31 protein-coding genes and 2 pseudogenes are annotated in these 26886 nt (G+C 64.9%); 10 read left to right on the top strand and 23 right to left on the bottom strand.

Annotated features, from left to right (window positions below; all coding sequences use genetic code 11):
• Positions 1 to 81 precede the first annotated feature (81 nt).
• Positions 82 to 1260, top strand: a complete 1179-nt coding sequence (locus tag BLS95_RS48540) for a carboxylate-amine ligase (protein ID WP_090946454.1) — start codon at positions 82 to 84, stop codon at positions 1258 to 1260.
• 342 nt (positions 1261 to 1602) lie between these two features.
• Positions 1603 to 1758: a DUF6131 family protein gene (locus tag BLS95_RS48535; protein WP_090946412.1), complete on the top strand. Its 156-nt coding sequence runs from the start codon at positions 1603 to 1605 to the stop codon at positions 1756 to 1758.
• 91 nt (positions 1759 to 1849) lie between these two features.
• Here the strand turns inward: BLS95_RS48535 and BLS95_RS57350 are convergent, their stop codons facing one another.
• Positions 1850 to 2344, bottom strand: coding sequence for a hypothetical protein (locus tag BLS95_RS57350; RefSeq protein ID WP_218136373.1), 495 nt, complete (start codon positions 2342 to 2344; stop codon positions 1850 to 1852).
• 324 nt (positions 2345 to 2668) lie between these two features.
• On the bottom strand, positions 2669 to 3097 hold the full coding sequence (locus BLS95_RS48525; protein WP_090946453.1) for a TetR/AcrR family transcriptional regulator: 429 nt from the start codon (positions 3095 to 3097) through the stop codon (positions 2669 to 2671).
• 186 nt (positions 3098 to 3283) lie between these two features.
• On the opposite strand from BLS95_RS48525, the gene BLS95_RS48520 reads away from it, so the two are divergent.
• The gene (locus BLS95_RS48520) at positions 3284 to 4180 is read left to right on the top strand and encodes a polysaccharide deacetylase family protein (protein ID WP_090946411.1); all 897 of its coding nucleotides are present in this window, start codon (positions 3284 to 3286) and stop codon (positions 4178 to 4180) included.
• 74 nt (positions 4181 to 4254) lie between these two features.
• Here BLS95_RS48520 and BLS95_RS48515 read toward each other — a convergent pair whose 3' ends face one another.
• The 8 genes from BLS95_RS48515 to BLS95_RS60095 form a co-directional block, all read right to left on the bottom strand.
• The gene (locus BLS95_RS48515) at positions 4255 to 5055 is read right to left on the bottom strand and encodes an MBL fold metallo-hydrolase (protein ID WP_090946452.1); all 801 of its coding nucleotides are present in this window, start codon (positions 5053 to 5055) and stop codon (positions 4255 to 4257) included.
• Positions 5056 to 5701: 646 nt separating this feature from the next.
• On the bottom strand, positions 5702 to 6736 hold the full coding sequence (locus BLS95_RS48510) for an integrase core domain-containing protein (RefSeq protein WP_218136372.1): 1035 nt from the start codon (positions 6734 to 6736) through the stop codon (positions 5702 to 5704).
• On the bottom strand, positions 6720 to 7109 hold the full coding sequence (locus BLS95_RS56440) for an integrase (RefSeq protein ID WP_176993807.1): 390 nt from the start codon (positions 7107 to 7109) through the stop codon (positions 6720 to 6722). Before BLS95_RS56440 ends, BLS95_RS48510 begins: the two co-directional genes overlap by 17 nt.
• 282 nt (positions 7110 to 7391) lie before the next feature.
• Positions 7392 to 9518, bottom strand: coding sequence for a protein kinase family protein (locus tag BLS95_RS48500; protein WP_090946409.1), 2127 nt, complete (start codon positions 9516 to 9518; stop codon positions 7392 to 7394).
• Positions 9519 to 9521: 3 nt separating this feature from the next.
• The gene (locus BLS95_RS48495) at positions 9522 to 10334 is read right to left on the bottom strand and encodes a protein phosphatase 2C domain-containing protein (RefSeq protein ID WP_090946408.1); all 813 of its coding nucleotides are present in this window, start codon (positions 10332 to 10334) and stop codon (positions 9522 to 9524) included.
• Between the two features lie 2 nt (positions 10335 to 10336).
• Positions 10337 to 11176, bottom strand: a complete 840-nt coding sequence (locus tag BLS95_RS48490) for a vWA domain-containing protein (RefSeq protein ID WP_090946407.1) — start codon at positions 11174 to 11176, stop codon at positions 10337 to 10339.
• A gap of 343 nt (positions 11177 to 11519) precedes the next feature.
• Complete coding sequence (locus BLS95_RS48485) at positions 11520 to 12425, bottom strand: hypothetical protein (protein ID WP_090946406.1); 906 nt, start codon at positions 12423 to 12425, stop codon at positions 11520 to 11522.
• A gap of 169 nt (positions 12426 to 12594) precedes the next feature.
• On the bottom strand, positions 12595 to 12822 hold the full coding sequence (locus tag BLS95_RS60095) for a hypothetical protein (RefSeq protein WP_176993806.1): 228 nt from the start codon (positions 12820 to 12822) through the stop codon (positions 12595 to 12597).
• A gap of 117 nt (positions 12823 to 12939) precedes the next feature.
• On the opposite strand from BLS95_RS60095, the gene BLS95_RS60090 reads away from it, so the two are divergent.
• On the top strand, positions 12940 to 13485 hold the full coding sequence (locus tag BLS95_RS60090; protein ID WP_176993805.1) for a transposase family protein: 546 nt from the start codon (positions 12940 to 12942) through the stop codon (positions 13483 to 13485).
• A gap of 165 nt (positions 13486 to 13650) precedes the next feature.
• Here BLS95_RS60090 and BLS95_RS57345 read toward each other — a convergent pair whose 3' ends face one another.
• The 3 genes from BLS95_RS57345 to BLS95_RS48470 form a co-directional block, all read right to left on the bottom strand.
• On the bottom strand, positions 13651 to 14163 hold the full coding sequence (locus BLS95_RS57345) for an integrase core domain-containing protein (protein ID WP_218136371.1): 513 nt from the start codon (positions 14161 to 14163) through the stop codon (positions 13651 to 13653).
• 214 nt (positions 14164 to 14377) lie between these two features.
• On the bottom strand, positions 14378 to 14713 hold the full coding sequence (locus BLS95_RS57340; RefSeq protein WP_218136370.1) for a hypothetical protein: 336 nt from the start codon (positions 14711 to 14713) through the stop codon (positions 14378 to 14380).
• A 397-nt stretch (positions 14714 to 15110) separates the two neighbouring features.
• Positions 15111 to 15584 carry a DUF4333 domain-containing protein gene (locus BLS95_RS48470; protein WP_090946404.1) on the bottom strand — a complete coding sequence of 158 codons (474 nt, stop codon included), beginning with the start codon at positions 15582 to 15584 and terminating at the stop codon, positions 15111 to 15113.
• Between the two features lie 470 nt (positions 15585 to 16054).
• Here BLS95_RS48470 and BLS95_RS58695 point away from each other — a divergent pair.
• The 3 genes and pseudogenes from BLS95_RS58695 to BLS95_RS48455 form a co-directional block, all read left to right on the top strand.
• Positions 16055 to 16219: pseudogene (locus BLS95_RS58695) on the top strand (ISAs1 family transposase); the annotation flags it as partial.
• Positions 16220 to 16519: 300 nt separating this feature from the next.
• The gene (locus BLS95_RS48460) at positions 16520 to 17488 is read left to right on the top strand and encodes an AraC-like ligand-binding domain-containing protein (protein ID WP_090946402.1); all 969 of its coding nucleotides are present in this window, start codon (positions 16520 to 16522) and stop codon (positions 17486 to 17488) included.
• 269 nt (positions 17489 to 17757) lie between these two features.
• Positions 17758 to 18093: a hypothetical protein gene (locus tag BLS95_RS48455; RefSeq protein WP_176993804.1), complete on the top strand. Its 336-nt coding sequence runs from the start codon at positions 17758 to 17760 to the stop codon at positions 18091 to 18093.
• Positions 18094 to 18286: 193 nt separating this feature from the next.
• Here the strand turns inward: BLS95_RS48455 and BLS95_RS60085 are convergent, their stop codons facing one another.
• The 6 genes and pseudogenes from BLS95_RS60085 to BLS95_RS48430 form a co-directional block, all read right to left on the bottom strand.
• A complete protein-coding gene (locus BLS95_RS60085) occupies positions 18287 to 18595 on the bottom strand; it encodes an integrase core domain-containing protein (RefSeq protein WP_218136369.1) in 309 nt (102 codons plus the stop codon).
• 104 nt (positions 18596 to 18699) lie between these two features.
• Positions 18700 to 19656, bottom strand: coding sequence for an integrase core domain-containing protein (locus BLS95_RS48445; RefSeq protein ID WP_218136368.1), 957 nt, complete (start codon positions 19654 to 19656; stop codon positions 18700 to 18702).
• Between the two features lie 9 nt (positions 19657 to 19665).
• Positions 19666 to 19812 (bottom strand): hypothetical protein, encoded by a 147-nt coding sequence (locus tag BLS95_RS57335; RefSeq protein ID WP_218136367.1) that lies wholly within the window; start codon positions 19810 to 19812, stop codon positions 19666 to 19668.
• 578 nt (positions 19813 to 20390) lie between these two features.
• Positions 20391 to 20921 carry a hypothetical protein gene (locus tag BLS95_RS48440; protein ID WP_143044222.1) on the bottom strand — a complete coding sequence of 177 codons (531 nt, stop codon included), beginning with the start codon at positions 20919 to 20921 and terminating at the stop codon, positions 20391 to 20393.
• Positions 20922 to 21889: 968 nt separating this feature from the next.
• A complete protein-coding gene (locus tag BLS95_RS48435) occupies positions 21890 to 22870 on the bottom strand; it encodes a winged helix-turn-helix domain-containing protein (protein WP_218136366.1) in 981 nt (326 codons plus the stop codon).
• Between the two features lie 135 nt (positions 22871 to 23005).
• Positions 23006 to 23544: pseudogene (locus BLS95_RS48430) on the bottom strand (LysE family translocator).
• 160 nt (positions 23545 to 23704) lie between these two features.
• On the opposite strand from BLS95_RS48430, the gene BLS95_RS48420 reads away from it, so the two are divergent.
• Entirely contained in the window at positions 23705 to 24250 is a 546-nt protein-coding gene (locus BLS95_RS48420) for a CGNR zinc finger domain-containing protein (protein ID WP_143044221.1), read from the top strand.
• A 155-nt stretch (positions 24251 to 24405) separates the two neighbouring features.
• Here BLS95_RS48420 and BLS95_RS56430 read toward each other — a convergent pair whose 3' ends face one another.
• The gene (locus BLS95_RS56430) at positions 24406 to 24546 is read right to left on the bottom strand and encodes a hypothetical protein (RefSeq protein WP_176993801.1); all 141 of its coding nucleotides are present in this window, start codon (positions 24544 to 24546) and stop codon (positions 24406 to 24408) included.
• A gap of 363 nt (positions 24547 to 24909) precedes the next feature.
• Here BLS95_RS56430 and BLS95_RS48415 point away from each other — a divergent pair, with 363 nt between their 5' ends.
• Entirely contained in the window at positions 24910 to 25230 is a 321-nt protein-coding gene (locus BLS95_RS48415) for a DUF6355 family natural product biosynthesis protein (RefSeq protein WP_090946395.1), read from the top strand.
• A 267-nt stretch (positions 25231 to 25497) separates the two neighbouring features.
• Here BLS95_RS48415 and BLS95_RS48410 read toward each other — a convergent pair whose 3' ends face one another.
• Genes BLS95_RS48410 through BLS95_RS48400 form a run of 3 tightly spaced genes read right to left on the bottom strand, consistent with a single transcriptional unit; the run spans position 25498 to position 26433 of the window.
• Positions 25498 to 25740, bottom strand: coding sequence for a hypothetical protein (locus BLS95_RS48410; protein ID WP_143044220.1), 243 nt, complete (start codon positions 25738 to 25740; stop codon positions 25498 to 25500).
• A complete protein-coding gene (locus tag BLS95_RS48405) occupies positions 25737 to 26114 on the bottom strand; it encodes a hypothetical protein (protein ID WP_090946393.1) in 378 nt (125 codons plus the stop codon). Before BLS95_RS48405 ends, BLS95_RS48410 begins: the two co-directional genes overlap by 4 nt.
• A 7-nt stretch (positions 26115 to 26121) precedes the next feature.
• Positions 26122 to 26433, bottom strand: a complete 312-nt coding sequence (locus BLS95_RS48400; RefSeq protein WP_090946392.1) for a TetR/AcrR family transcriptional regulator C-terminal domain-containing protein — start codon at positions 26431 to 26433, stop codon at positions 26122 to 26124.
• Between the two features lie 130 nt (positions 26434 to 26563).
• Between BLS95_RS48400 and BLS95_RS48395 the strand changes: the two genes are divergently transcribed.
• A partial coding sequence (locus BLS95_RS48395; protein WP_218136365.1) for an SRPBCC family protein occupies positions 26564 to 26886 on the top strand: 323 nt, incomplete at its 3' end.

Below are 26886 nucleotides of genomic sequence, written 5' to 3'. Positions count from 1 at the left end.
GTCGTCCATGTGCACAGGCGCTTTTTCGGGGGAGGAGCACCACCCAAGCGCGGGAACGGTTCGTCCTGAGGAGTGATCGTCGTGTCAGAGTTCGAGGGAGCGATCAGTGTCGGGGTCGAGGAGGAGTTCCACCTTGTTGACCTTGACACGCGTCTTCCCGCCGTCCGTGCTCAGACGTTGCTGGAGTCGTTGCCGCAGGAGCGCTTCACCGAGGAGCTGCATCGGTCGATGGTGGAATCGAACAGCGCCCCGTTCCACGCGCTGGACGACCTGGCTCGCGACCTATGCGTGATGCGCCAAACCCTGACCAGGCGGGCGCACGAGCTGGGGCTGGGGATCATGGCGGCGGGCAGTGCCCCGCTCGTTGACATGGAGCGGTTGAAGGTCTTCCCGGAGCCCCGTTATGAGCAGATGCTGAGCGACTTCCAGCAGTTGGTGCGCGAGCAGCTGATCTGTGGCACCCATGTGCACGTCGAGGCGCGCGACCGTGACCTGGCGGTGGTGGTGGCGCACCGGTTAGCGCCCTGGCTGCCGTCGCTGCTCGCCTTGAGCGCCAGCTCGCCCTTCTGGGACGGCGCCGACACCGGCTACGCCAGTTATCGCACCCTGGTCTGGCAGCGCTGGCCCACCACGGGGCCGCTGGCGAGATTCGACTCTGCTGCCGACTACGACGCGATGGTCGCCGAGCTGATCCAGTCCGGTGTGATCGCCGATGCAGGAATGATCTACTTCGATGTTCGGCCTTCCGACCATCTGCCGACCCTGGAGTTGCGGATCGGCGACGCCTGTCCGCGTGTGCAGGATGTCGTGCTGATCGCCGGGTTGTACCGGGCGCTGGTGGCCAGGGAGCTGGCCGCGGCGCGGAACGCCTCGCCGGGTGATGAGGTGCTCTTGGAGGCGGCGAGAGCCGCCACCTGGCAGGCCGCACGCTCGGGGCTGGAGGGTGAGCTCGTCGACCCGGTGGAGGGAGTGCCGCGGCCCGCCGCCGACGTGATCAAGCGCCTGGTCCACGGGTTGCGACCGCAGCTCGAGGCGGCGGGGGACTGGGAGCTGATCTCGGAGCTGTCGCGGGAGGCGCTCGGGCGGGGCGGTTCGGCGGCCCAGCAGCGGCGGGCGTTCGGCGAGCGCGGCGAGCTGGCGGACGTGGTGGATTTGCTGCTGCTGGAGACGAGGTCGTGCGCGTGGGACCGGCCGGCCGGCCGCAGCCAGGGAGCACGGGCAGGAAGCGGTGGAGACGAGCACGTGCAGGGCAAGCTGTAGCCCTGCCGGCAGCGGCGTGATCACGTGGTGGCTGAGCTCGCTACAACAGCCTGATCGCGAAGGACCTCTCGGCTCCACGAACCGCCGACCTCTATCCGGCCACCAGCTGCGACACGCACCTGGCCATTGACAGTCACCACCGAGCAAGAAGCCACGTAGGGCGCGGAAAGTGTTCTCGTTGTCCTCGTCAGTTCGGGTTAGCTCGGATGAAGAGACGTCGTACCCGCTGGCAATGCCTTTCTGCCGCTGCCGAGCGCGCGCTGAGGTGCGGGCCGCCGCCGCTCGTTGATTCTGGCCCGCGAACAAGAGTTTCACCTTCCTCTCCCTGGATAGCAGGCAAGCATGATTATTGTGGGAATCGTCCTCCTGATTGCCGGATTCCTGACCGGCATCAGCATCTTGTGGACTATCGGGATTATCGTCCTGGTCATCGGTCTGGTACTCATGCTGATGGGGCGCATGGGGCGGCCGGTCGGAGGCCGCCGTCACTACTTCTGAATGATTGCCTTCCGTGGCCACGACGGCGGGACCGCATCGCTGCTGCTGACGATGCGTGCTGTGACGTAGCCCGTCCACTCCTGTGATGCGTCTAATCGTCGATTGCTGGGGCCGTGCGTGAGTCATGGTTTCGCTTTCCGGGGTGCCCGAGTCGTACTGGGTCGAGTCGACGGCTACACCATCGTTCGCGCCGCTGGCGCAGGACGTCACCGTGGATGTCGCCGTCGTCGGCGACGGATGGCCGGGCTGTGCGCGGCGTGGGAGTTGGCTTTATGGCCTGGATGACCCAGGTCGCGCTCGGGTGCGCGGTGGTGCCGAGCACACGGACACGCCTGGTGGCGTGCTCGATCACTGCCAGGATGTACTGGCGTTGCCCGCTGAGAGTGACGATCTCGATAAAATCGCAGGCAAGCATGGCGTCGGCTTGGGAACGCGGGAAGTCGGCCCACGTGGTGGACGCCCGCTCGGGCGCCGGGTCGAGCTCCGCCTGCTTGAGGATCTCCCAGACCGTGGACGGTGCGATCTCGATGCCGAGCGAGCTCACCGTGGACCCCCGCTGGTAGCCCCAGCTCGGGTTCTCCCGCACCAGGCGCAGGATGAGAGCGCGGATGGACTGGACGGTAGGCGGGCGGCCAGGCCGCTTCGGCCGGCAGGTACGGGCGTGACGACGCCGCATCAGGTCGCGGTGCCAGCGCAGGACCGTGTCGGGGCGGATGAGGAGCCGCAGCCGGCGCAGAACCTCGCGCAGACCATGAACCGCGGCGATAATGCTCCCGGCCTACTGCCCTCACGGCCATGTTCGGCCAGCACGTCATCTACCAGTTCGGGCGTCACCCGCTCGGTGAGCGCCCCGAGCCGCACGTCATCGGACAACCCGGTCCATGGATGCATGACTGAACATCGGCAGCCCTTACCAGAACGTCACTCCCTGGGAACGCTTGCGTGAGTCAAGCAACGGCATTGGGTGCCGGGCGGGAAGTGGCACACGATGATCTCCAGCCCGGTCTCCAGAGCCATCGCGGCCAGTTCGGTCGCGTTGGCGGGCGACTGCGAAGTTACGCCACTCACGCAGGCCCGCCATGGTGTCCAGCCGGGCAAAGAGCTGCTCTTGGGGCTCGATGACGGCGTCCGTCTGGTACTCGATCACCGCACGCACCAGTGCGGTCTTGTCGGCGAAGTAGTGGTAGACCTGCGAATTGCTCACCTGGGCCGCCGCGCGGACATCCTCGATGGTGGTGTTGGCCACGCCACGCTCGAACATCAGCTGCGCAGCGGCGGCCACGATGCGTTGCCTGGTCTCCTGCCCCTTGGCGGTCATCGTTCCTGGCTTGATGGGCATGCCCACAGCCTACGAAGGCTGGCACGGGTACTCCATTCCTCGATCGCGGCGGAGGTTTGGGCTGGTCAGGGGCAGAATAGAGCCGAACCGGCGGGGGATGATCCGTGCATGGAGCAGCACGCTCCACAAGAGTCTGGACCGGGCGGCCGAACCGGACCCGAGCACGGTGCACAGGGGGACGTAGCCATGACCACAGCGGACGCCTTCTGGCCCGAGGGGGCGCGGCTGGCCTTCTCGATCACCGTGCAGTTCGAGGCGGGCGGGCAGCCGATCAGCGGCGCGCCCGGGCCGATCAGCGAGCCGATTCTGCCCGGCTTCCCCGATCTCGGGCAGAACAGCTTCTACGAGTACGGCGCTCGCGAGGGCATACCGCGCCTGCTGGACCTGTTCGACAAGCATGGCATCAAGGTGAGCACCTACATGGTCGGCCAGGCGGTCCGCCGCCACCCTGCCCTGGCCGCTGAAATCGTGCACCGCGGCCACGAGGCCGGCGCGCACGGGCTCAGATGGCAGCGCCAATACCACCTGTCCCGCCCCGAGGAGAAAGCGTGGATCGAGGGCAACGTCCAGGCCATTGAGGAGGTCACCGGCACCCGGCCCACCGGCTACACCAACCACTGGATCCGCCCCGGCGTCAACACCCTGGAGATCCTGCAGGAACTCGGGTTCCGCTACCACATCGACGACCTGTCGGCCGACGAGCCCTTCCTGCAGACCATCAACGGCGAGCCATTCGCCACCGTCCCGTACACGGCGCACCTCAACGACATCGTCAGCTACGACTTCGCCGCCTTCGACCCGGCCGCCTACGAACGGCAACTCATCGACGAATGCGAGCAGCTCTACGAGGAGGGTGCGCGCCGGCGCCGGATGATGGTCATCGCGCTGCACGACCGGCTGTCCGGGCACGCCTCCCGGGTCCGGGTGCTCGACCGCGTGCTCACCCGGCTTCGCGAGTACGACGGCGTGTGGTGGGCCCGCAAGGATCAGATCGCCGACTGGATCCTTACCCATCCGGAAACCGCCACCTGGGTCGAACGGGCCCCCGCCCCCATCGGCGGTCTGCCCGGATCCAGCACCTGACCTGGCTCCGCGCACTCTTGCGAACCGCTGCGGCCGGCACGAGCGACGCACCAGGATGCCGCTACGGTGCTGCTTCAGATCAACGGGGTCCGGGACTCCACCGTGGCGGTGTCGCCGGGATGCAGGATCAGCAGGCGGTCGGTCAGCCCGCGACGGGCGAAGGCGTCCACGACGGCGTCCATGCCCTCGGTGAGGTGCCGCCAGCCTTCCACATGGATCGGGATCACCGTGGGCGCGGCGAGAATCTCGGCGGCCCGGACGGCCTGCTCGCCGCCGAGGGTGAGATAGGCGTCCATCAGCGGGCTGCGGGCGTGGCCCGCGAACAGTATCGCGACGTCGATCGGGCCAGCGTGGTCGGCGACGTCACTCACCACGGCCAGCGAGGCGTTGTCGCCGCTGACGTAGACCCTCGGCAGCCCCTCGCCGGAGAGCACGAACCCCCGGACCTCGCCAGTCAGGTACTCGCTGCCGGCCGGGCCGTGCTGGGCGGGCACGCCGGTGATGCGGAGTTCCCCGCCGTCCGGCCGGGGCAGGGTAAGGCCGGTCCAAGGTGGCAGGTCCCGGGTGGTGCCGCCGAGCCGTGCCTCGGCGGCGGCCGTACTGAGCACCAGCGGCACCTGGTCGAGGAACCGGCGGCCGGCGTCGTCCAGGTTGTCCGGATGCTGGTCGTGCGACAGCAGCACAGCGTCCACCCGGCCGACCTCCTCAGCGGGTATGGCCGGCCCGGTCGTCTTGACCAGATTGCGCCGGCCGATCGGGTGGTCGCCGGGCGGATCGAAGGTCGGATCGGTGAGCAGTCGCAGTCCGCCAAGCTCGATCAGCGCGGTCGGCCCGCCGATCAACCGAACGATGAGCGCCGCCGGGAAGGTGCCCATCTCCACCACGCTCTTCCCTTCGTAGATCTCCTTCGTGGGGTGCTCCTCCCACTCCTCCCATCGCGTGGATCCGAGCGAAGTACCCGACAGACATAGCCCAACGCATCGCTTGGGCTGCGACGATTCATCCTGGACGTCTACCCGTGAGCGTCATGTGCCAACACGTGAACGACCCGGGCCACCATGAATCCACTGCACGCGACGCTGCTTCAGGTCGTCAAGAAATCGCGGGTTCGCCCACCAGGGGTCAGGTGATTTGAGTCCGTCATGCAGATCGCGGCGATCTCTACCCCAACATCATTGGCGCGCTTGCTCATGGCCTTGCTGCTCGACGTTGGGAGACGTCGTAATCGAGAGCCAAGCAACGCTCGCATTCTCAGACCCGACAGCGCTGTGCAGAGGACTTTTGACATCTGCGCAGCCGACTCCAGAAATCGACACACTGTCAATATTTCCGCGCCCTACAGCGCGGAGGGACGGGTTTCGGGACGATCGTTCCTGCGGAAATACGATCACGGCGAGGCATGCAGCGCCCCGTCCCGTACACGACCGTCGTTTCCGGGACGGGCATGACGCCCTGGACAGCCCTCTCGGCGTCGCAGCGGGTGTACCGCTCGAATATGGAGTTACGTGGTCTGAGCTGCGGTTAAGCGGCGTGGTGGTATTCGTTGATCGTGCCTGTGGCGACGGGTTTTCGGCGGATGGATCGTAGGTCGTTGAGGTCGGTTACGTCGCGGGCGGGCTGCGTTGAGGTGTTCGGGGGTCGTTGGTGCCGGGACTGGTGCGGCCGGTGCCCGTTGTAGTGGATCAGATACTTCTGGAGCATGAGTACCAGGTGGCGTTCATTGAGGGTCAGGATGCGGTCGAGGAGTTCGCGGCGCAGGGTGCCGATGACCCGCTCGCAGATGGCGTTCATCCTTGGCGTCCGTGGCAGCGTGGTGATGATCTGCAGCCCTTCACCTGTGAAGACCTCTCTGAAGGCGGAGGTGAAGAGCGGGTCCCGATCGTGGATCACGAACCGCAGCCCGGCGATGCGGTCACCCAGATCCATCACCAGGTTGCGAGCCTGCTGCACCGTCCATGCCCCGTTCGGGTGCGCGGTCACACCGCCCAGGTGCAGGCGTCGGGTACCGTGCTCGATGAAGACCAGCACATACAACCGCTTGAGCATGATCGTCTCGACCACCAGGAAGTCACACGCGACGATCGCGTGAGCCTGGGCGGCCAGGAACTGACGCCAGGTCGGCCCGGCCAGGCGGGGCGCCGGGCCGATACCGGCGGCGTGCAGGATTTCCCACACCGTGGAGGCCGCGATGTTGTAGCCCAGGCGGGCGAACTCGCCTTGGATTCTTCTATGCCCCCAGGTCGGACTCTCCCGCGCCATCCGCACAATCAGCGCCTTGACCGGCCGGCGGGTGCGAGGTCGTCCTGGGCGCCGCCTGTCCGTGAAGGTCCACTTACGCGCCACCAGGTGACGATGCCAGCGCAAGATTGTCGCTGGGGGGACCGGGAGGATTTCCGCCCACCGGCGGCGGTGGATCAGTTGCGACAACGCTGCCAGCCAGAGCCGGTCGGTGTGATCCCATCGCGGCTGGCTACCGAGTTGACGGCGTAGCACCTGGTTCTCGTGACGGAGCACCAGCAGCTCAACGTCCTTGGACAGATCAGCGCGGACCAGCACCGTCAGCAGGTTGAAGAGGCATCTCACCAACCGGTAGATAAGCGATAACAACACCTTGCGATGGTCGCAGCCACGGCCCTGATCGCGCAGCAAAACCCCAGCTCACAGCACAGGACCGTGTTTTCGAGCGGGACAGGGTGCCCGGGGTGACCAGCCGATGCGCCCGCAGCAGCGCAGGTAGGAAGCGTGCCAAGGCCGCCAGGAGCGCCCGATCGGCCCAGTCCGGCTTCGGGCGGGCGAGCTGACGCTTCAACACGGCCACCTCATGGCGGAGCACCATGATCTCGACGTCCTTGGACGCCTGACCACGTCCCAGCAACACCAGCCAGCCGAACACCCGGACCATGATCAGATACAGCAGGCGAACCGACACAAGCCGCGATCTTGCCCGTACCGCTGCTGAAGGTCAAAACCGCAGATCAAGCACCTTGCGATGCGTTATGAAGCGGTACAGGCTTCCGCAACCCCGAAAACCAACGGCTACGCACCCGCTGCGCCACCACCCGACGCAGCCGCGGGCACCTCAGCCCCGCCTAACTTCGAAGAGCCGTCATGACCTGGACGGATGCAATTATCGGCAGGCGCAGGGCTGATTCACGAGTACGCGCAGGTCGCATAGGTGGCTGAGTTCTTGGCACCCACGCTAATAAAGCGTTTACGCACGCACCTTGCCGAACAGGACTCTGCGCATAAAGCGCCCGTAAGAGACATGCCGGTACGCCTGTAGTTCCCTTAGCAGGTCCTGTTCCTTCCGGATGAGCGCCTGGTGGCGTGTCCGCTCCTCGGATATGCGCCGGATGATGTCCTGCGCCGCGACCGTCGCGCTCTGGACGCGCCTGTTGTGCGTGTCGGTCAGTTGCTTCATCTCCTGGGTGTGCTTCTGGGTGAGGGCAGTGCGATGGGAGGTTCTGTCCCGCTGAAGGGCCTCGCGTTGAGCCTCAACACGCTGGCGCTCGGTGGCGTACCGCGCTTCGATCTGCTGGAGCATGGTCTGCGGCAGGGCGATGGGTAGCTCGGGTTGTCGCAAGGCGCGGTCAAGGTGTGCTCTGCGCCACTCGCGCAAGGCGACGGCGCGGGTCTCGCCTACGCCGTGCACGTGGACGGATCGGCCGCTGGTGAGCACGATGTGCACCTCAGATCGTTGACCATAACCACCGGCCGTGTAGACGACGTCCCTGAAATCGGCGGGCGTCGTGATGCCGTGAGCCCGGAGGCTGGCTACAGTGCCTTCGCCGATGCCGGTGATGAGGCCGGATCGCAGGACGAAACGCTTGAGATAGGTGGTCACGTACTGCTGCTGTAGCAGCGCCAGCGCCTCGTTGATCTCTTCTCTCTGCTTGGCCGAGACCGAAACGATCAGAGCGTTGAGCGGGCTCACCTGCGTCGTCGTCGCCCGGTCGAACGCGTCGAGCTCGTGACGCTGACGTTGCCGCAAGGCCTGCATGCTTTGTGCGTCTGCTTGCGCGTGCCGTGCATCGTCGCCTTGACGCCGGTCGCGCTCCTTCTCGAGGATCGCTGTTGTCTTGGCTGCCAAGGCGGTCTGCCGGTGTGCCTGATGGTGCTGGTCCGCGATCGTCTTACGGACCTTGTGTTCCGGCAGGAAGGCGTAGAAGGCCCGGCTGGCCAGGAGCGCGAGGGCGAGCCCGAGCAACGTCGTCGCGCCTGCCACCATGTCGGTCGCGGCGACTACCATGAGCGTCAGAGCGGTCGCGATCCATAGTCCGAGTATGGTGATGCGGGTCCATCGCACCAACTGGTGGTGGTCACCGAGTGGCACGAGTGCCGGTGGCGGTGGTGATGCCTTCTGTACGTGACTGCTCATCCACTGCGGCAGGCCTGTCTGGGTAGGCGCCTGCGTACTGGGGGCGGGGACGTTGATCTCCTGCAGCGGGACGAGGTTCGGCAGTGCTGAAAGCGGTCGCGTGGCGAGATCGGCGACCTGTGTGGCCAATTGGCTGATGTCCTCGACGTGGTGCCGCATCAGAGCCGCCATTCTGGTGGACGTCGAGATGTCGGCGAAGTCGGCGTCCGTGAGCAGGAGGTGTTCGCCGCCAGGCTCGTGCAAGGTGTGCCAGAGCGTCGCGTCTGCGGAGATGGCGACCAGAGAGAAGTAGATCAACCAGTTGGAGAAACGGTCCAGATCGGGTCCGAATCCCGCGTTGGCACGGCCTGGGGACTGGTAATGCCGATGGCCATGCTCTGTCGCGGCCATGCCCGCGAGCGCGGGGACGTACATGCCGTCGTAGTCGACGAGTTTTAAGGCGCCGTCGGAGGCGACGAGCAGGTTGCCGTGCTGAAGGTCGCCGTGGGCGATACCGGCCCTGGCCAGGTCGTTGGTCAGGTCGGCGAAATGGCCGGCAAGGGTGAACAGAGCGTCGCGATCACCGAGATGGTCCTCGATCCAGCGGATCAGGCCGACAGCCTCCACCCATTCCATCCGGAGGATCGGGTACGTCTGGCCGGCCACCATGATCCCCGCGGGCTGGTAGTCGAAGCCGATCTTCCAGCGGTGCGGGAGCCTTCGGAGGTGGTCACTGACGGCGCGATATCTCTTCTCCTGATCAGGGATGTTCCTGGTAAAACACTTGATGGCATATCTCTGGCCCGCCGCGGTGGTCACGGAGAACACGCTGGCGAAGTTGCCGGAGATTGCCTTGGGCCGACCAAGGGAATCGGCCTGCGGGCGCGCCGTCTGCAATTCGGGGTCGCGGAAGCAGAGGCGGGGATTCTGCAGGGCGTCAACGTACTGGCCGCCGGTCGGGAAGCGCGTGACAGCGGTCATCCGTCACCACACAGTCACGTGGATCAGGGTGGAATCGTCGTTGCGCATGCGGCCGCTCGCCCGCTCCTCATCCACAAGGTCGGCGAAGGTCGGGCCGTCGGTGGCGTCGAGAAGGTTGAGGATCTCCCACGGGTGGCCCTGTCGCTCGGCCTGCTCGAGAAACCATGCGGCGACCGCGTCGGTGCAGATGTAGAGGTCGTCCTTTTGCCGCAGGATGCCCACATGCGTCTTCATACGCTCGGCGATGAGCTCGCGGTCGTGATTCTTGCTGTTGAGCAGGTCCGGACTGCTGGTGAACTCAGAGGGATCATTCATGGGGAACGACGTGATGAGCCGGTTGTCACGGACATGGAAGAGGGCGCAGTCGCCGATTCCGGCGGCCACCCATGTCGCCAATGAGCCGCCGTCGTCCTGTGGTGTGACCGACAAGCTCACGACCAGAAGAGTTGCAAAAGCGCCACGATCCATCTTGGGCTGCTCATACCACTGGATCGGGCGCCCCTCCGCCGCTCTCCCAGCGATATATTCACCGATGAGTACTTCCCATCGCTCGGTGGCCTGTACCGCATAATGGGCGAAGACGTCCCGGGCGTCGAGTACCTCCGGAATGGCCGCTATGAAATGCCGAACCAACAGCCGCGCCCACCGTCCGGCGAGGATGCTTTCCGAAGCGCCGTCGGATATGGCGATGCCCAGCCCATTGGCGGCGATGTCCTTCGGCACCTGTGCCTCGTGCGTGGTCGCGAAGGCATCCTCGTACTCATCCTCCGTACCCCCACCCTTGTGCAGATGGTACGACGAGATGCTGGCCCGCATCGTCACCGCAGGTCGGAGGCGCGCGTGCCGATGTCGAGGAACTGCACCACAGAGGTGATGTCAGCGTTGTAGACGAAGCCTCGTGTGCCTTCGCTGACGGTGAAGCCCTCCTGCGCAGCGTACGCTCGCATGTGCGAAGGTAGCGCACTTGACATTCCGAACAGCGTACGGGCGTAGGCGTCAGGCAGGCCCGCGTCAGCGTCCGGGAAGGTCACCGGTGAGCCTCCCGCGTCCGACACGTGCAGGTTGAACAGCAGCACGGGGCCATCAGCGCTGGCGAGCGACTGGATAGCGGCGGCTGGCACCACTGGGTCGCCGTCATTGGCCTCGCCATCGGTGAGGTTGAGGACGATGGGTGGGAAGCACGCGGGGTGCTCCGAGAGCCACTTGTCGACGAGATGGTGTGCGTACTCGATGGCCTGTCGCATCGGCGTGCCGCCGTTGCTTACCGGATCCATCCAGACGGGAAAAGTGACGGTGGTCTCAACCAGCCCGCCGGCCCCGTCAGGGACCTTCTTCGAGCGCTGCTCCACGCGTGCCGGATTCTCCGCGATCTGGCTGAGCGGCACCAGATCGCGCCCGGCCAGCGCTCCGCCATAGGCGGAGCCGACGTTGTTGTGGCCGTAGCCGACGACGGCGACGTGGAAGTAATCGCGTACGCCTTCTTCCTTGGCGCATTTCACGGAAAGCTCGGTGAGCAACCGATTGATCGCATCGGAGACCACAGCCGCCTTGCTGTTGGGCGTTTCCCCGCCGATGGAGTCACTCATGGACGCGGATTGATCGACGAGGAAGACGAAACAGGTCGGATTCGACCGGCTGATCTCTGCCGAGTAAGGCATGGGTCATCGCCCTTTCTCGAACCATCTGTGGAAGCCTTGTGATCCTAGGGGGTGGAACGTTACATGTCCATGCCGGATATAGGGCAACCCAAGGCTTTCATGTAGCGTTTTGATAAAGCTCGCCCGGGCCACTTAGTCCCATGTCGCTTTTGTCGCGAATTGAGCGCACAAGGCAGGGCCGTCACGATATGGCCGATTAGTCGGCTGAGGCCTTGCACAATCCTCTGCGTAAATCGGGACCAGGGCGCCAGGGATTGCGGCAAGCCTGCCCTCCAAGCTTGGTGAGCATCGTACTGACGAACGCCGGGGACGATCGCGTCGCCGGGGGGGCGAGTTCAGGCCCTCAGCACGCTGGCTTGCGGTACCAGGAGAGGCGGAGTTCGAAGCCGACGTCTCGGCCCGAGGATGAGAGGGCGGTCCCGCCGCTGGTTGCGGCGTTCCAGAGCCAAGCCTTTACGTGTCGGAGAGGGGATTGCTCCGGCTTGGTGCAGATGGTTTGTCGTAGGGCCATGCGAAGACGTTGGAGGAGGTCCAGGTCCGCCGTCGGGTAGTCTACGGCCCGCTGCTGTCCGTCGCGGGCGGTGGCCTCAGCCAAGGCCATGGCCATGTCCTCGATTGTCGGCGGCTCGTCTCGTGTCGTACCGACTCGCTGAGCCCGCCAATTGGACCAGTTCGATCCGATGCTCTCCAGCGCTTGCAGCAGCGTGGTGAGGACCTGCTGTTCCCTGTCCGTGCCCTTGCCCCATACCGCTCGCAACAGCGGAAAGATCTGAGTCCAGGTGACGTGCGCGAACCTGATGCAGTCCTGGCCGGCTGGCGGCGTGAAGGTGAACGGCGGTGTCAAGTAGGTGAGGTCCACGCCCAGACCGGGATGGTGATGGTCGGCGAGAGCGTAGTACGCGGTGAGTTGATCGCGCCGGTGGCTCGAAGTCTCCGTCTTCAATTCGATCATCCAGAGCCGATCGGCCCACAGCACGGCGTAATCGGGTGCCCCGCCCTGCTCGTCATCATGCCTTGGGCGTAATTCGAACTCGTCCACGAAGAGCGGTTGTGTGCGCCAGCCGCTTTGACCGAACGACAGCTCGTCCAGGGATCGCAGGAACCAGGCTCCGCGGGGCGAAGGCCGGGAGCGGCTGTTCCACGGGGGATAGGGGCCGCCCACGATGAGCATGGTCAGGAGACGCTGGCAGTATTCCTCCCTGCCCAGCCGTAGGCGTCCTAACAGATGAAGAGGGTCTTCCATCATCACGGCTCCAACGCTTTCACTCGGGCCCTCCAGCAGGGATTCAATGAGGTGATCTCAGCGAAATAGTTCGGATGAATTGGGATTTCTTGGACGCCGCTGGTGGCGTTCCGGACCTATCGGGAGGAGCTGCCGAAGGCCGGAAACAGACGTGGAGCCCCCGGTAGAAGAGCTCTCACCACAAGAAATCCCAGCCTCCGGAAGGCTCCACGTGATTGCTCATCGTGCCACGCTCGACGTCTCCTGCGCACTCGTTCAGCACGTCGCCCGCCTCCTGCATGAAGAACGCCGACGGCGCGGCACGCCGAAAGACAGCCGGGTCTTGAGCCCCTTCCGGCAAGCGGTCATGGTGCTGCGCTGGTTCCGCGGCGGGCACGACATCCCCAAGCTTGGCCGCGATCACCGCGTCTCCCGGGCCACCGCCTACCGCTACATCCACGAGGGAATCTAAGTTCTCGCAGATCAAGCACCAGATCTTTCCGACGCCCTTGACCGCGCCCAAGCCGAAGGACTGGCATATGTGATCCTGGACGGCACCCTGATTCCCATCGACCGCTGCGCCGAGCAGACCATCAGCGTCAATGGCGAATCCATCGACGCCTGGTACTCCGGCAAGGCCCACCAGCACGCCGGCAACCTCCAAGCCCTCTCGGCACCAGATGGCCTGCCCTTGTGGATCGGCGAAGTCGAACCCGGCTCCGTCCACGACATGTCCGCCGCCCGCGCACGTACTGAGGGGCGCGTTAGTGTCCACGGGAGTGGTGTACGGGTTGGAGCGCGTGCCGAGCACTGCGACCGTCGTCCATGGATGGCGCGGGCGTTCCTGGAACGCGGGATCCATTCCGGGGAGCCGCGATGCAATGACCGAACAGGGCGGCGGCCGTGCTCGGTGTGTGCTCGTACGCCCCGTCACACACCGTCAGGACTTGGCACTGCCGGACACACAAAACGCGATGAGGCGGCATCAACTATCACCCAACGGCATAGCGCGGCACTTAAAGATCTTGCTTCTAATCCGACGGTCGCAGGTTCGAATCCTGCGGGGCGCGCTTTGATCATGTCCTGACCTGCGGTTATGCGGTATCGGGCGCGTTCTAGAATTTTCGTCTAGCGTTTGTGTGCTCCATATGTGCTCGCCCGCACCAACCCCGCACACACCATGATCCATTCACCGTCTCCGGCTGCTGCGGGAAGAGCAGCGGCCCCTGTGGGTGCCAAGAACTCGGCCGCCCTATGCGACCTGCGCGTATTCGTGGATCAGTCCGCCGAGGCGGTCACGTCGGATGACCTTGATATCGTCCTCGACCGGGTCGGGAAGGGCCCGCAGCGGAGCGGCCTGGCGCAGAGAGCGATGGGGGCGATGCTCATTGAAGTGTGTCTCGTAGGCGGCTAGCACGCGTCGAAGGTGGCGGGCGTTGACGATGAGGATCCGATCGAGAAGTTCTTGGCGCAGGCCGCCGATCCGGCGTTCGGCGAACGCGTTGGCTCGTGGAGCCCGAGGCGGTGTCCTGGGAATGCGGATGCCTGCGGCCGTGAAGATTTCGTCGAACGTTGCGGTGAACTTGGTATCTCGATCGCGGATGAGGAATGTGAACCCCTCCGCTCTGTCCGCCAGGTCGATCATGAGGTTCCTGGCCTGTTGTGCAACCCATGGTCCGGCCGGGTGCTCGGTAACGCCGAGGACGTGCACCCGGCGGGTGCTGATCTCCATGACGACCAGGCAGTACAGGCGTTTGAACAGCACGGTGTCGCAGTGGAAGAAGTCGCATGCCAAGATCCCCGTCGCTTGAGCGCGCAGGAACTCACTCCAGGTGGTCCTGCGCGTCGCTGCGCGGGGTCGATGCCGGCCTTCTTCAAGATCAGCCAGACGGTGGAGGCTCCTACCCGGTAGCCCAGAGCGGCAAGTTCTCCGGCGATCCGCCGGTAACCCCACAGCGGATTCTCGTGGGCTAGACGAATCACCAAGGCCTGGATGGAGGCGCGGGTGGGAGCCGCCCCTGGCTGCGGCGCTTGAAGGTCCAGCGCCGCCGTATGAGATCGGCGTGCCAGCGCAGCAGCGTGCCCGGTGTCACGAACAGCCGCTGACGACCGGCTGGAGACAGCAGTCGCGCCAGTGCGCTGATCACCGCCCGATCCGCCCACGACGGCCGGGGCCTTGCCATCTGCCGGCGCAACACCGCGAGCTGATGACGCAAGACGAGAATTTCCGCGTCCTTCGACTGCTGCGAGCGACCCAGCAGCACCAGCCAACTCGCGAGTTGGACGAAGATCAGGTAGAGCAACCGCAGCGTCATGAACAGCGATCATGCCCGCCAGACCGGGAAAGCCGAATCCCAGGTCAGCCCCCACGGCCGAGTTTCGGGCACCCACAGCCCGGTCCCCGTAGTGAACCGCGTCGGGTCGCTCCGGAGCGACCCGACCAGTGGCTTCGTGAGCCAGCCCGCTGCTCTCGCCAGAGCGCCGCCCTGCTTCCCCAATCCCCCGCGCGTGTTGCCGAGGCGTTCCCCGTCGCAGGTCCCAGTGCTCGTCCCCGCAGAGCCGTTGGGCCTCTCGTCGGGCACCGGAGCGACGGCCTCGGTCCCCGCCTCGGTCCACGCGTTGCGCCTTCCGCTTTCGGGGACCGGTCCCCGAAAGGACCGGATCTCCGACCCGGGCCTTTCGTTTCCCGAACGGGTCGCGCGGGCTCTGTGTTTACTCGACGTTGTCGTCGACCTTGAAGTTGTAATTGACCTGGTTGCCGTTGACCGAGGTGGCAGTGACGGTGACACCGAGGGTGTCGCTGCCGGCAGTGAGCTCGCAGCGGATCGTGGCGCCGACCCGGGCCGGGAGGTGCTCCCGACAGGTGACCCTGTCGGGACGCCTGCCGGCGTCCGCGGCGATCTTGTCGGAGATCGTCTGCGCGACTCGGGCCTTGTGGACGGCCCCGCCCTCGCTGACGCCCGCGTTCTCGGGCTCTGCGGGGTCGTCACCGACGGGCGTCTCCTCGACCGTCGGCTGCTTCTCGGCCGGGTCCTCCTCGACAGCGGCTGCTTCCTCGCTGGCCGTCGCCTCATTTTTCTTCTCCGTGTAGCCAAGACTGAAGGAGCATCCGGTGGCGAGAAGCACCGTCAGTGCGCTCAGCGCCGCCGCGGCCGCAATCCTCTTGTTACGCCCCGTGTGCCACATTATGTCCCCCTGTTGTGGGTGATAGGAAAAAGATCAGGATGCGCAATCGACTGAATCGGTTCCGCAGATAAGCGGTTTGAGTTGGACTTTTACGTGATCGACGCCTTCTGCTCCGCCGAGCGACCCCTTGCCGGCCCACGTGAACATCCAGGGATGACGGGCCGTCTGTGGATCAAGGCTCAACGATCAAGAACTACAGCTGCCGTGTCTACACAATCGATCATGAAAACCCACGGGCTTGTCGCGGCTGGCTGCGTGCTCGGTGGCTTTGTTCTTGTAGCCGTTGTCGGCCCAGGCTTTGGTGAGGGTGGGGTGGTGGGCTGCGAGGTGGTCGAGGAGGTGGGCGCCGGCTGCGGGGTCGTGAACGCTGGCGGCGGTGAGGAGGACGGTCAGGAGGAAGCGGCGGCACAGGAGGCGACGGCGAAAGCACCGCTTGACGCCGTAAACGCCAGGCGATCGCGTCGGTGGACATCACCGCCGATGCTGTCCACGTCCAGCGCTCTCACGTCGCCCACTTACACGAACGCGGCGCCCACTACCTCCTCACGCTCAGGAACAGCCAGCGCGGTCAGGCCCGCCGATTCCGTAAGCTGCCCTGGAACGAGCTCCTCGTGATCCACCGTGATGACGCTCGGCCACGGCCGCCCACGAGCAGCGCCACCTAACTCTCCCTTCTCTCGCCTCGTCCATGGACCTTACGGTTATCGTGGGCTTCGGACTTTGTCATTCATGCTGGGAACTTTGTCAGTGGTGCACAGCTTCAGGCGCCCTATCAGGCGAGGGCCCTGCGTGTGCCAGTCGAAGCCGTTGTACAGCGAGAGGCGATCCCGACAAACTGATGTCGGAACCGGCCGTGTCGAGGGGGGTCTTGTGGGGGAACGGGCCGAGGCACTGCCAGGCCAGCTCTGTGACCGACACGGAAGAAGGTCCGCCTCATGAGCCCGGTCCTGGACACCGCGTTCATACCGCCGCAGGACCGGGAGGAAGTGGTCCGGAACGCGGTGTGGGAATCCATGGTGGCAGTCGACATCGACCACGGTCCGCCAGCTGAGGACATCGCCGTTCGCATAGGGCTCGGTACCGTCGGGCCTCTCAGGATCTGTTCGGCGCGGGCGACCGCGGTCACGATCCGTCGGACGGAGCGGCTCGCCCGCGAGGATGAGGAGCCGGCCGTCACTCTGGGTGTTCAGATGACGGGCAGCAGCATGGTGGTGCAGAACGGTCGCGAGTGCCTGCTGGGGCCGGGAGACTGCGCCGTCTTCGAGTCGGTCGCTCCCTACACACTTCTCTTCGACGAGGGAGTCGACCACCGCTTCATCCGTTTCCCCCGCGCGGTACTCGCGCTCCCCAACCGGTTGCTGCGAGACATCACCGCGGTCCCCCTGGGATCCGACAACCCCATCGCGCGTCTCGCCTTCACCTACTTCTCCCAACTGACCGTCACCGACGAATTACACCAGGGTGTGCATGCCGACGCCGCCGTGCAACCCAGCGTCGAACTCCTCCGTGCCGTCCTGACGTCCCAGCACGGCAACTCCGGCCTGGCCAGGGCACCGTTGGAGGCGACGCTCAGCCTGCGGATCACTCATTACATCCGTGAGCATCTGGCTGATCGGGATCTGTCGGCGGCGCGGATAGCCACCGCGCACGACATCTCCGTACGCCATCTCTACGCTGTGCTGTCCCGCTCGGGAATCAGCCTCGGAGACTGGATCCGTACGCGCCGTCTGGCCGAATGCAGGCGGGAACTGGCCGGCCCGAACGGGCGGCTGCGGACCATCGCGGCGATAGGGCGGAGCTGGGGCTTCGCGGACGCGACCCACTTCAGCAAGATGTTCAAACAGACGTACGGAACCTCGCCTCGGGCCTGGCGCGACCAGAACCACCCCCGCGCCTCCGCGTAATGGTCTCCGCGCGGCCGCGTTTCGCGTGCCCGACCTTGGACGCTCGGTCTGGGGCTGTGATCAGGCGACCAGCGCCAGTTCTCCGGTTTGGGTGAGCTCCGTGGTCGTGGCGCCGTCACGGACGCGGTCGAGCGCGCCCCGAGCCTGTGGGGCTCAAGAACACGAATCATCGCCAGCGCTGGCCGTCGCCATGTGGGATCGGGTACTCCGCAGGTCGGCGAGCGGCTGACCCGGGTTGCCTGAGAGCATCCTTCGTACTCTTGTCCACGGTGTACGCTGTAACCCGACGTCTGCTGTCCCTGCCCGCACTGTTGCTTCGGAGCGAGGTCTCCACGAAGGCGGAACTGCTGGTGCTCAGGCATGAGAACGCGGTCCTGCGCCGTCAGGTTCCACGTGTGCGCTACGAACCATCCGATCGCCTGTGGCTGGCGGCACTCTCGTCCCTGATACCTCGCCATCGCTGGGCAGAGATCTTCTCGATCACCCCGGCCACGCTGCTGGCCTGGCATCGCCAACTCGTGGTGAAGAAGTGGGACTACAGCCAACGTCGTCGCCCCGGACGGCCTTCCAACCGTGCTGGGTCCATCCATGGACGTGGTGTATGAATCGATCTTCGCGTGATCCTGTTCCTGCAGGTTAAGCGGTAAGTGTCTGCGGGATTGTGTTCTGGGTCGGTGTGTCGCCGGCGATCACCCTCAGACGCGCCTTGGCCAGCACCTCCAGGCTCATATAGCGGCGGGCCTCGTGTGCGGTGCCAAAACGCGGATACTGTTGCTGATCTGGGCGTTTGCCGGGCGATCAGGCGGCACTGCGGTACTCGCTGATCAGTCCTGTGACGGTCCTTCGGCGGTGGATCCGGGAGGTTAGGTCGATCATCTGGCTGGGGTCGTGCAAGGGATGGCGGAGGGAACGGCCCTGATGCGGGCGATGGTGGTTGAAATGGTGTTCGTACTCGGTCAAGACCTTGCGCAGGTGCCGATCTCCATGGATGAGCAGCTGATCGAGGCATTCACGGCGTAGCGTTCCCACGAACCGCTCCGCGAACGCGTTTGCTCGTGGTGACCGGACGGGCGTTTTGATGACCCGTACACCGCTGATGGTGAACACCTCATCGAACGAGCGGGAGAATTTGCCGTCAGGGTCCCGGATGAGAAATCTGAACGCGCCGGCGTGTGCCGCTCGAATATTGAGTTACGTGGGCTGAGCTGTGGTTATGCGGCGTAGTGGTATTCGCTGATCATGCCTGCAACTACGGGTTTTCGGTGGATGGATCGCAGGTCGTCGAGTTCGGTCACGTCGCGGGAGGGCTGTGTTGCGATGTTCGGAGGCCGTTGGCGCCGGGACTGGTGCGGCCGGTGCGCGTTGTAGTGGATCAGGTACTCCTGCAGGACGCCGGTCAGATGGCGTTCATCGAGGATCAGGATCCGGTTCAGGAGTTCGCGGCGTAGGGTTCCCATGGCCCGCTCGCAGATGGCGTTCATCTTCGGCGTCCGCGGCAGTGTGGTGATGTCCCGTAACCCTTCGGCTTGGAAGACCTCGCGAAAGGCGGAGGTGAAGAATGGGTCCCGATCGTGGATCAAGAACCGTAGCTCGGTTATGCGATCGCCCAGGTTCATGACCAGGTTGCGGGCTTGCTGTACGGTCCATGCTCCGGTCGGGTGGGCGGTTACTCCGGCCAGGTGCAGTCGTCGGGTGCCGTGCTCGATGAAGATCAGCACATACAGCCGTTTGAGCAGGACCGTCTCGACCACCATGAAGTCGCAGGCGATGATCGCGTGGGCCTGGGTGGTCAGGAATTGCCGCCAGGTCGGGCCGGCCCGGCGGGGTGCGGGATCGATACCGGCGGCGTGCAGGATCTCCCACACCGTGGAGGCCGCTATCGAGTAGCCCAGGCGCGCCAGCTCGCCTTGGATTCTTCTGTGTCCCCAGGTCGGGTTCTGCTGCGCCATCCGCACGATCAGTGCCTTGACCGGCCGGCGGGTGCAAGGGCGTCCCGGGTGTCGTCTGTCGGTGAAGGTCCACTTACGCCTCACGAGGGTGCGATGCCAGCGTAAGATCGTCGCCGGGGTGACAGGGAACACCGCCGCCCACCGGCAGCGGCTGATCAGCCGGGACAACGCCGCGAGCCAGAGCCGGTCGACATGACCCCACCGCGGTCGGCGGAGCACCTCGTTCTCCTAACGGAGCACCAGCAGCTCAACATCCTTGGGCAGATCAGAGCGGATCAGCACGGTCAGCAGGCCGAACAAGCCCCTCACCAACCGGTAAACCAGCGACAGCAACACCTCGAGATGGTCGCAGCCACCGCCCTGATCATGCAGCAAAACTCCAGCTCACAGCACTAAACTGTATTTCCGAGCGGGACAGGGTCGGGCGCCTGGCCTAGCTGGTGGTTTTCTGTCGATCTCGCGGTCTTTCCCCCGTATACCAGCAGGAACATGAGGGCATCGACGATCCAGTCGCGCATCGAGTGCCGCACCCGCCCGCCCTCGCCAGCGTCGCCGAGCAGTGCCGACGGCAGCGCCCACCGGTATTCGTGGGCGGGAGCGCCGTCGCCCCCCGCAGTTCCGTCACCTTCATCGAGTTCGGGCCCTGCCATGGGTCGGTGACAGCGACCAAAGTCGGTGCCGGCCGAGACCTACGGCCGACGTGGGTGGTCCAGCGCCACCAGCATAGTTGTCACGCCGCCACGCCGAACGTTAATGATCTTTCGAACAAGCTTAAGGTCGCGTGGCCCGGAGGTGAGGCCCCTCCGGGCCACCCGACCTGAGGGGAGACATTGGGCTGTCATGGGCACCGCTGTGTCTCGACCGCGCCCAGGGAGATGGCGTTGAGAAGGCCACCTGTAATCCGGTGGACTATGAGGAGGCAATCGCCTCAATCGCCGGGAACGGTCGGAGATCTATCGCTTGACGTAGCCGAGCCTGAATTCGCTCTTGATCGGGTTGGCGCCGGTGCTCTCGCAGTCGGACGCGACAGAAAAGAAGTGACTCTGCGACTTGCCCCAGTGGCAGCGGTAGATCGGCTGGGTGAAGCCGGGGACGGGGCTGCTGTAGACGTAGCCCTCCAGGCGCAGGAACGCGTTGCGGTCACCCTCGCAACTGCGGTGGTGGCTCAGGAACTGGTCGAGCGGTGCGTGCCCGGCCAGGCAACTGTAGATCGGGACGCTGCCCTCGGCCTGCGTGGCCAGGATCGCGACCTTGCCCTCGACGGCGTACTTGCCGCCGGGTGCCGTCCCCGTGGTGCTCCAATGCTTGGAGCCGTTGTAGTAGCGCGTCAGCGAGGCCAACTCCACCGATGAGGTGGCGGCCGATGAGACCGTGGCCGTCTCCTTGGCGACCCGAGCCTCAGCTGTGCCCACCCCTGTCGAGATGAGCGCGAGGGTCGCGGCGCACCCTGCCATGACGGAGGTAGCCGTCCTGCGAATGGTCATATCGATATCTCCTGAATGTAGTGAACGACGGTGATGACGCTAGCAAGGCGATTCGGGGCGATCTCTACAGTTCGACAAACCCTGAACGATTCGCGCTCGGATGAGCGAGGGGACGATGGCGAAGCCTCCCAGCGCCTTACCCGATTGCCGCGCACCTGCGCCAGCGGTCATCTGAGCCAAGGGTGCGCGGTGGTATCTGATACGGGCGTCGTGAAATGCGTTGGGTGCTTTCCGCGAGGTTTCTGCGATTTCGCCGCCCGCAGTCCAACGTGGTCTCTACTTTTCAAGCTCCTGACAAAGGATTTTCCAGTCGCCATATGGAAGGTCACCGACGTCCTTGCCGTGGAAAGCGGCATAAGCCAGCTGAACGGTCAGCTCTCACACGACCCGGCCCGCCGCACACGGCTGGGATCCCTACAACTCCGCGATCGAATAAGGGCTGCGGGCGGACCTGGATGCGCCGAAGAAGCAGCGGCATACCGCCAACGGATCTTTGACAAGCTGGCGACGAGCGCGCCGCGGTGGAGGTGTCGTATCAGCCAAGCTGCGCACTTGGGTTCGCGGGACTCGCCGCTGCCGTGATGGCGGGCGCATTCCGAGCACAATTGGCCACACACCACCTCGGCGGAACATTTCACTATTTCTCCAACTAATTGACGTCTTTTCTCGTGGCTGGCATCCTAAAGTCGGCGCCCGGCGTGGACGTGCACGCGCTCAATCCCAAGGGCGGCTCGATGCGCCACTATTAAAATAACTGCGATAACGCAGGCTACAACGTCATGCCCACATATTACAAAGACGGATATTGCTGGTACAAACCCGGCGCGTGTCAATTAGTGTCTCCGAGCAGTAACGTTCACGACTACGATCTCGCGTACTGATATCACAGAGCACGGATCCCGTCGGCTCGAACGTACGTGACTGCGTTCTGCCAGCCGTAGCGGCAGGAGAACCCTCCGGCGGATCGATCAGGTGGCGAACAGCTCTACCAGGATGGAGGCGCGCCGGGTGCGGTGCACGTAGATCTCGCGCCCCTGCCGCCGGCGCGCGATGAGCCCGGCCGACTCCAGCCGGTCGCAGTGGTAGGTGACCACGTTTGGCGCGTACTGGACGCGCCGGGCAAGTGTACCCATCGTCAGCGGCCCGTCCAGGCTGGTCAGAATGACCGAGCGGACATCGCCCATGACAAACGCCAGGAGGTCGCCACCGTGCCGGCCCGCCGGTGCAGCGGTGAGGCCATGGGTCAGACCGGGCAGGGGATAGCCGATCCATACCGCATCTGGGCCGTCCAGGCGAGCGATGAGCGCGTTGGGGCCGGCGAGCATCGGCATCAGCACCATCCCGCGTGATCCGATGGAGAACCTCTCGGGCTCCAAATCGGGAAAGCTGAAAGTTTCCTCGTGGAAGCTGCAACCGGGATGCAGGTCGTCGAGCACTACATCCAGCGATCTACGGGCGGCGGCCACCGCCACCCGCTCGACCTCACGATCGAACAATGGCCGGATCTGCTGCCATACCGGGCTCATCGCCGACCAGGCATCCTGGAGGAGATCGGCGTAACCGTGCAACCAGCGCTTGGGGTCGTCCACCGCGCCCTGCCAATGCGGCGCCGGCCGCCCACCGGTGATCACCTCCAGCTCCGTCAGTAACATCTCCGCCGGCAGATCACGCAGCATCGCTACCTGCGCCGGTACCTCCAGATCCCTGGTGAACTCCCCTGGCAGCACCACATCGGGCAGCACGCTGAACCCGGGCGAGGCCAATGACCGCACCACCATGTCATCCTGTGCTCCGGCGGCCGATCGAACCAAGTTCCGCCAACTCTCCGGCGCACCCCGGCCACGACCTGACAGCGCATCCGTGACCAACGCCAGCATCGACAAGGCCGGAGCCAAAGTCACCGACACCGGCACCCGGTCAAGCCGACCCACTACCAAGCTCGTTCTCATCCCACACCTCTCAACAAGCTCGTCCGGCACACATGTATCCCCTGCCAGGGACATCGCTACGGCGAGACCTGGCCGTTGTCGGCCGGATACAGGCCGAGCTGGGCGAAGATCGAGCTGATGTGCTTATGTGTCGCCTCACTGGACGGCGTCGGCCAGCAAGACGGTCGCCAGCGCGGCGTAGACGCTTGCCGCGAGCCGCTCCAGGAGCATCCGGACCCCCGCACGATGCAGCACCCGGTCGCGCATTGCGCCCGCGGCGTATCCGATCGCAAGATCCGTGAGAAGTCCCAGTATCTGCAGGATCAAGCCCAGCATCAGGAGCTGGAGGACGGGGTTCTCGAGGGCATCGCCGAGGAACTGCGGCAGGAACGCTGTGAAGAAGAGCATGATCTTCGGGTTGGAGATGTTCACCACGAACCCACGCCGGAACATGTCTGCGGGCCGGACAGCGGACGTCTCCAGCGGCGACCCGCTGGACCTCCAAGTCACCCATGCGAGATACACAAGATACGCGGCACCGCTGAGCTGGATCGCGTCGGCGACACCCGGCGCGGCGGCGAGGAACGCGCCAGGCCGAGGGCCGTGAGAACAACGTAGATACTAACTCCCGCGGTGACGCCCAGGGCGGCTCGGGTCGCGCCTCTCCGGCCGCCCCTCACCCCCGTGGCGACCATGAAGGCCATGTCAGGCCCCGGTGCCAGTAAAAGGACGACAACGGCGGCGATGAAAGTAGGCAGGACACCGAGGTCTACCCATGCGTAACCTGTAGACACGGTTCTGCAGGTTATCATCGATGTAACCTGAACGACAGCTTCCTGCGGTTACACTGTGCTTGTGCTTGCCGTCCCTGCGCTCGACGTGAGCCGCGTGGTCGTTTTCGTAAACGAGTACGCCGTTCGCCCGCGCGCGGCTGCGGGCGAACAGGAGATGCCGTACCCCGATGCGGCCGATGTCTTGGTGTGGCCCGGCCGCCTGCCCATTCCCGCGGTCGGCGACCTCGTCGCGGCGGCGAATGCGGCCTTCCGGGTGTTCTCCTCGGCACACGACAGCCGTGCGTTCGAGGAACTGAACGGCCTCCTGCGATCCGCCCGTCCCTCACCCGTCGCGACCGAATCGGGCCTGTGCTGGATGGTCGACGCGCCGGGCGAGGTTCTCCCCGCGGCTCTGGGTACGTGCCTGCTGGAGTGGCTGATGAACCATGAGCAGGCCCGCCTCGGAACGTGTCACGCCTCGAAGTGCGTTGACGTGTATACCGATGCCTCCCCGGCTGGTCAACGACGTTTCTGCTCGTCGACCTGCCTGAACCGTCACAAGGTCGCCGCGTACCGTCAGCGCTCGTCTCGAAGTCGCGGCCGAACCGGCAAGCCGGAGACAAGCTGATCGTGAGCAACCGCCGCTACTGATCGTCTCCGACGGCGCACCCGGCCTGATCAGCGCTGCTGAGCAGGCCCCGCTCGCTGCGCCAACGCTGCGTCATCCACAAAGCACAGAGCCCACTCCCACAGACACTTACCGCTTAACCTGCAGAAACAGGATCACGCGAAGATCGATTCATACACCACATCCGTGGAGCGCGACATCTTGGCCAAACTCGACATCCCGACCCAGAAGAAGATCGTCGAAGCCATCCCCACCACAGACGCCTGACCAGGCACAACACTCACGCCGAGTGACACGCCGCATCAGCGTGCCCGCAAGCGTTTCCGCGGTTCAGACGGCATATCTGTGTGCTTTCTCGCTACACATCTGCGGAACGCGGGTTCTCACGCTATGCGAATTCCTTCGGCTCCTCGGTCGATGTTTCAACCTTTCTCGAAGAGCATTGACTCCATTACTGCATTCGGTGACGATTGCGTTGTCACGCTCCCGAGGGCGGTTGATGCGATATGGGGTATGCAATGATGATCACCTGTCGTTGCAGGGAAGAGATTTCCGGAGTTCGTTGAAGTGGTCAAGGAGCTCATGACGGCAGGACTGCACCGCCTCTCCTATCAGGGAGAGATGCTTCACTATTGTATGAAATGAATCGGAGGAGAAAGATGAACGGCAAGCAACTCGCAGGTGCCGCCATCATCGGGATGGCACTCTTCGTGGCGACGACTACCGCTGCACAGGCCACCACCACGACGGCTTCGAACACCAAGGCCGCGGCAGCCTGCGGGTGGATAGGCGGTCAGGGCGCGCAGTACAACCACTGCGATCCCTCCACCACGGTGATGCTGGATGTCGAGGACATCTGGGGCAACATCGGCCGCGTATGCGTGTCGCCCGGGATCACCCGTTTGCAGCCCTATTTCGAATGGGCAGTAACTGGCGCCTGGTTCAATGGCGGAGTCCACTGCTTCCCCGGAAAGCACTAATCGCCGATAGGCGATAAAGCAATAGCGAAGGCCTCACAGTCGCCGAGCGGCGACCCGCTAGTACAGGCCGACTGATTCGCCAAAAGGTCGCCTGCACAACACCTTGTGCAGGCGACCTGTTATATATTCGTGCCTGATTCTGCAGGGCCGACTCCCTGAACAGGATCAACCCGGATGAGCTGGGGCGGCCCGGCTGATCTTCCGCCTGCGGCCGAATCCACTCGACGGCGAAATACAGCACGCCCGCTCGCAGCTCGAGTTTGGCCGTTATCCGATTGCGTTAGCCCAGGTCAGCTCGTCGTCGGTGATTTTCGCGGGGTCGGACTGGACGGGGCGGATGACGGAAAATCGTGCGGCGATGATCGTACGGCGCAGCAGCGCGAGCATGTCGTCGAAGCGGGGCTGGGCATTGGTGCGGTACCACGGGGCGCGGCGGTGGTGCTCGGTCACCACGGCGGGGCTGTGGCCGTGGTGGGCGTACCAGAGGATGACCAGGCTGTAGGCGATCAAGCCCAGGGGTAGGGTGCGGGACACGGCGGCAGGGGTGCGGCCGCCCAGCCGAGTGATCTCAGAAATGCGCCAGAGCGGAGTACCGCGTAGCCAAGTGCGGCCATGAGCACGACGTCGAGAATGCGCGTGACCGATCCGTGCAGCAGGACCGTCGCGTGGGCCAGCAGGCCGTCGGTCGTGGGGTCGATCGTGTCGTCCGGCTGAGCGAAAACCGTGCCCGCTTCGAGCGACACCGCGACGAGGACGACGGCGACGTACGTGACCGCGGTGGCGAAGATCAGCCGCGCCCGGAGGTCGCCGGGGTCGTCGCTTTCGTCGGAGAACGATCCCGCCGACAGCATCGCAGCGATGGTCGGGAACCGGTCGCCGTGCAAGATCTGCTCAAGCCCTCGGCGTAGCCGAATGCTGTGGCTGCAGCTCGTGGGAGACTCGGGCGAGGTCGCGGACAGCGAAGGAGATGAAGGTCGCCATCGCGACCAGCTCTTGGTGGTCCAGACCGGTCTTCGTCAACGCGGCCACGCAGTCCTCGAACCATTCGAGCTCGTTCGGTCCGATCGGAGCGGATCTCGTTCGCACCTGCAGGATCCACGGGCGCCGCTCGTACGCGCGCCACAGTCCGTCGGCCCACTGCTCGACGGCCTGCCGCTGGTTCGCGGCCGTCGCGGGTGGTCGTCCGAACGCCCGGTCGGTCATCAGCTCGACGAGCTGGGACTTGCCGGAACGTAGCGATAGAGGGCCCTCCGCGCCAGGACTTGCGGGGCGACGATCGCAACCTGTAGGTTGCCATTTATTGGCAACCTACAGGTTGCGAAGGAGAGTGAGCATGGTTTCGGACGCGATCGAACGCGTGGTGGTGCTGCGGCACCCCATCGAGCGGGTGTGGGCCGCGCTGACCACCGCGGAAGGGCTCTCGCGGTGGTTCGGCTCGGTGGCGGCGATAGATCTGCGGCCCGGTGGGCGCGCATGCTTCCGTTGGGACGACCTCGACGAGGATTCCGTCGCCACCATCGCGGTGGTCGACCCACCACACCGTTTCGCGTTCTGGTGGGCCATCGAGGGCTTGGCGGAGGATGACGCACCCCAGACGCTTGTGGACTTCACCCTGGAACCGGTGCCGAACGGCACTCGGCTGCGCCTGGTGGAGAG

It is taken from the genome of Nonomuraea jiangxiensis (assembly GCF_900099965.1).
Taxonomy (GTDB): domain Bacteria; phylum Actinomycetota; class Actinomycetes; order Streptosporangiales; family Streptosporangiaceae; genus Nonomuraea; species Nonomuraea jiangxiensis.
The sequence above is the reverse complement of the archived record's forward strand: the minus strand, read 5'-3'. Positions and strand labels throughout refer to the sequence as shown.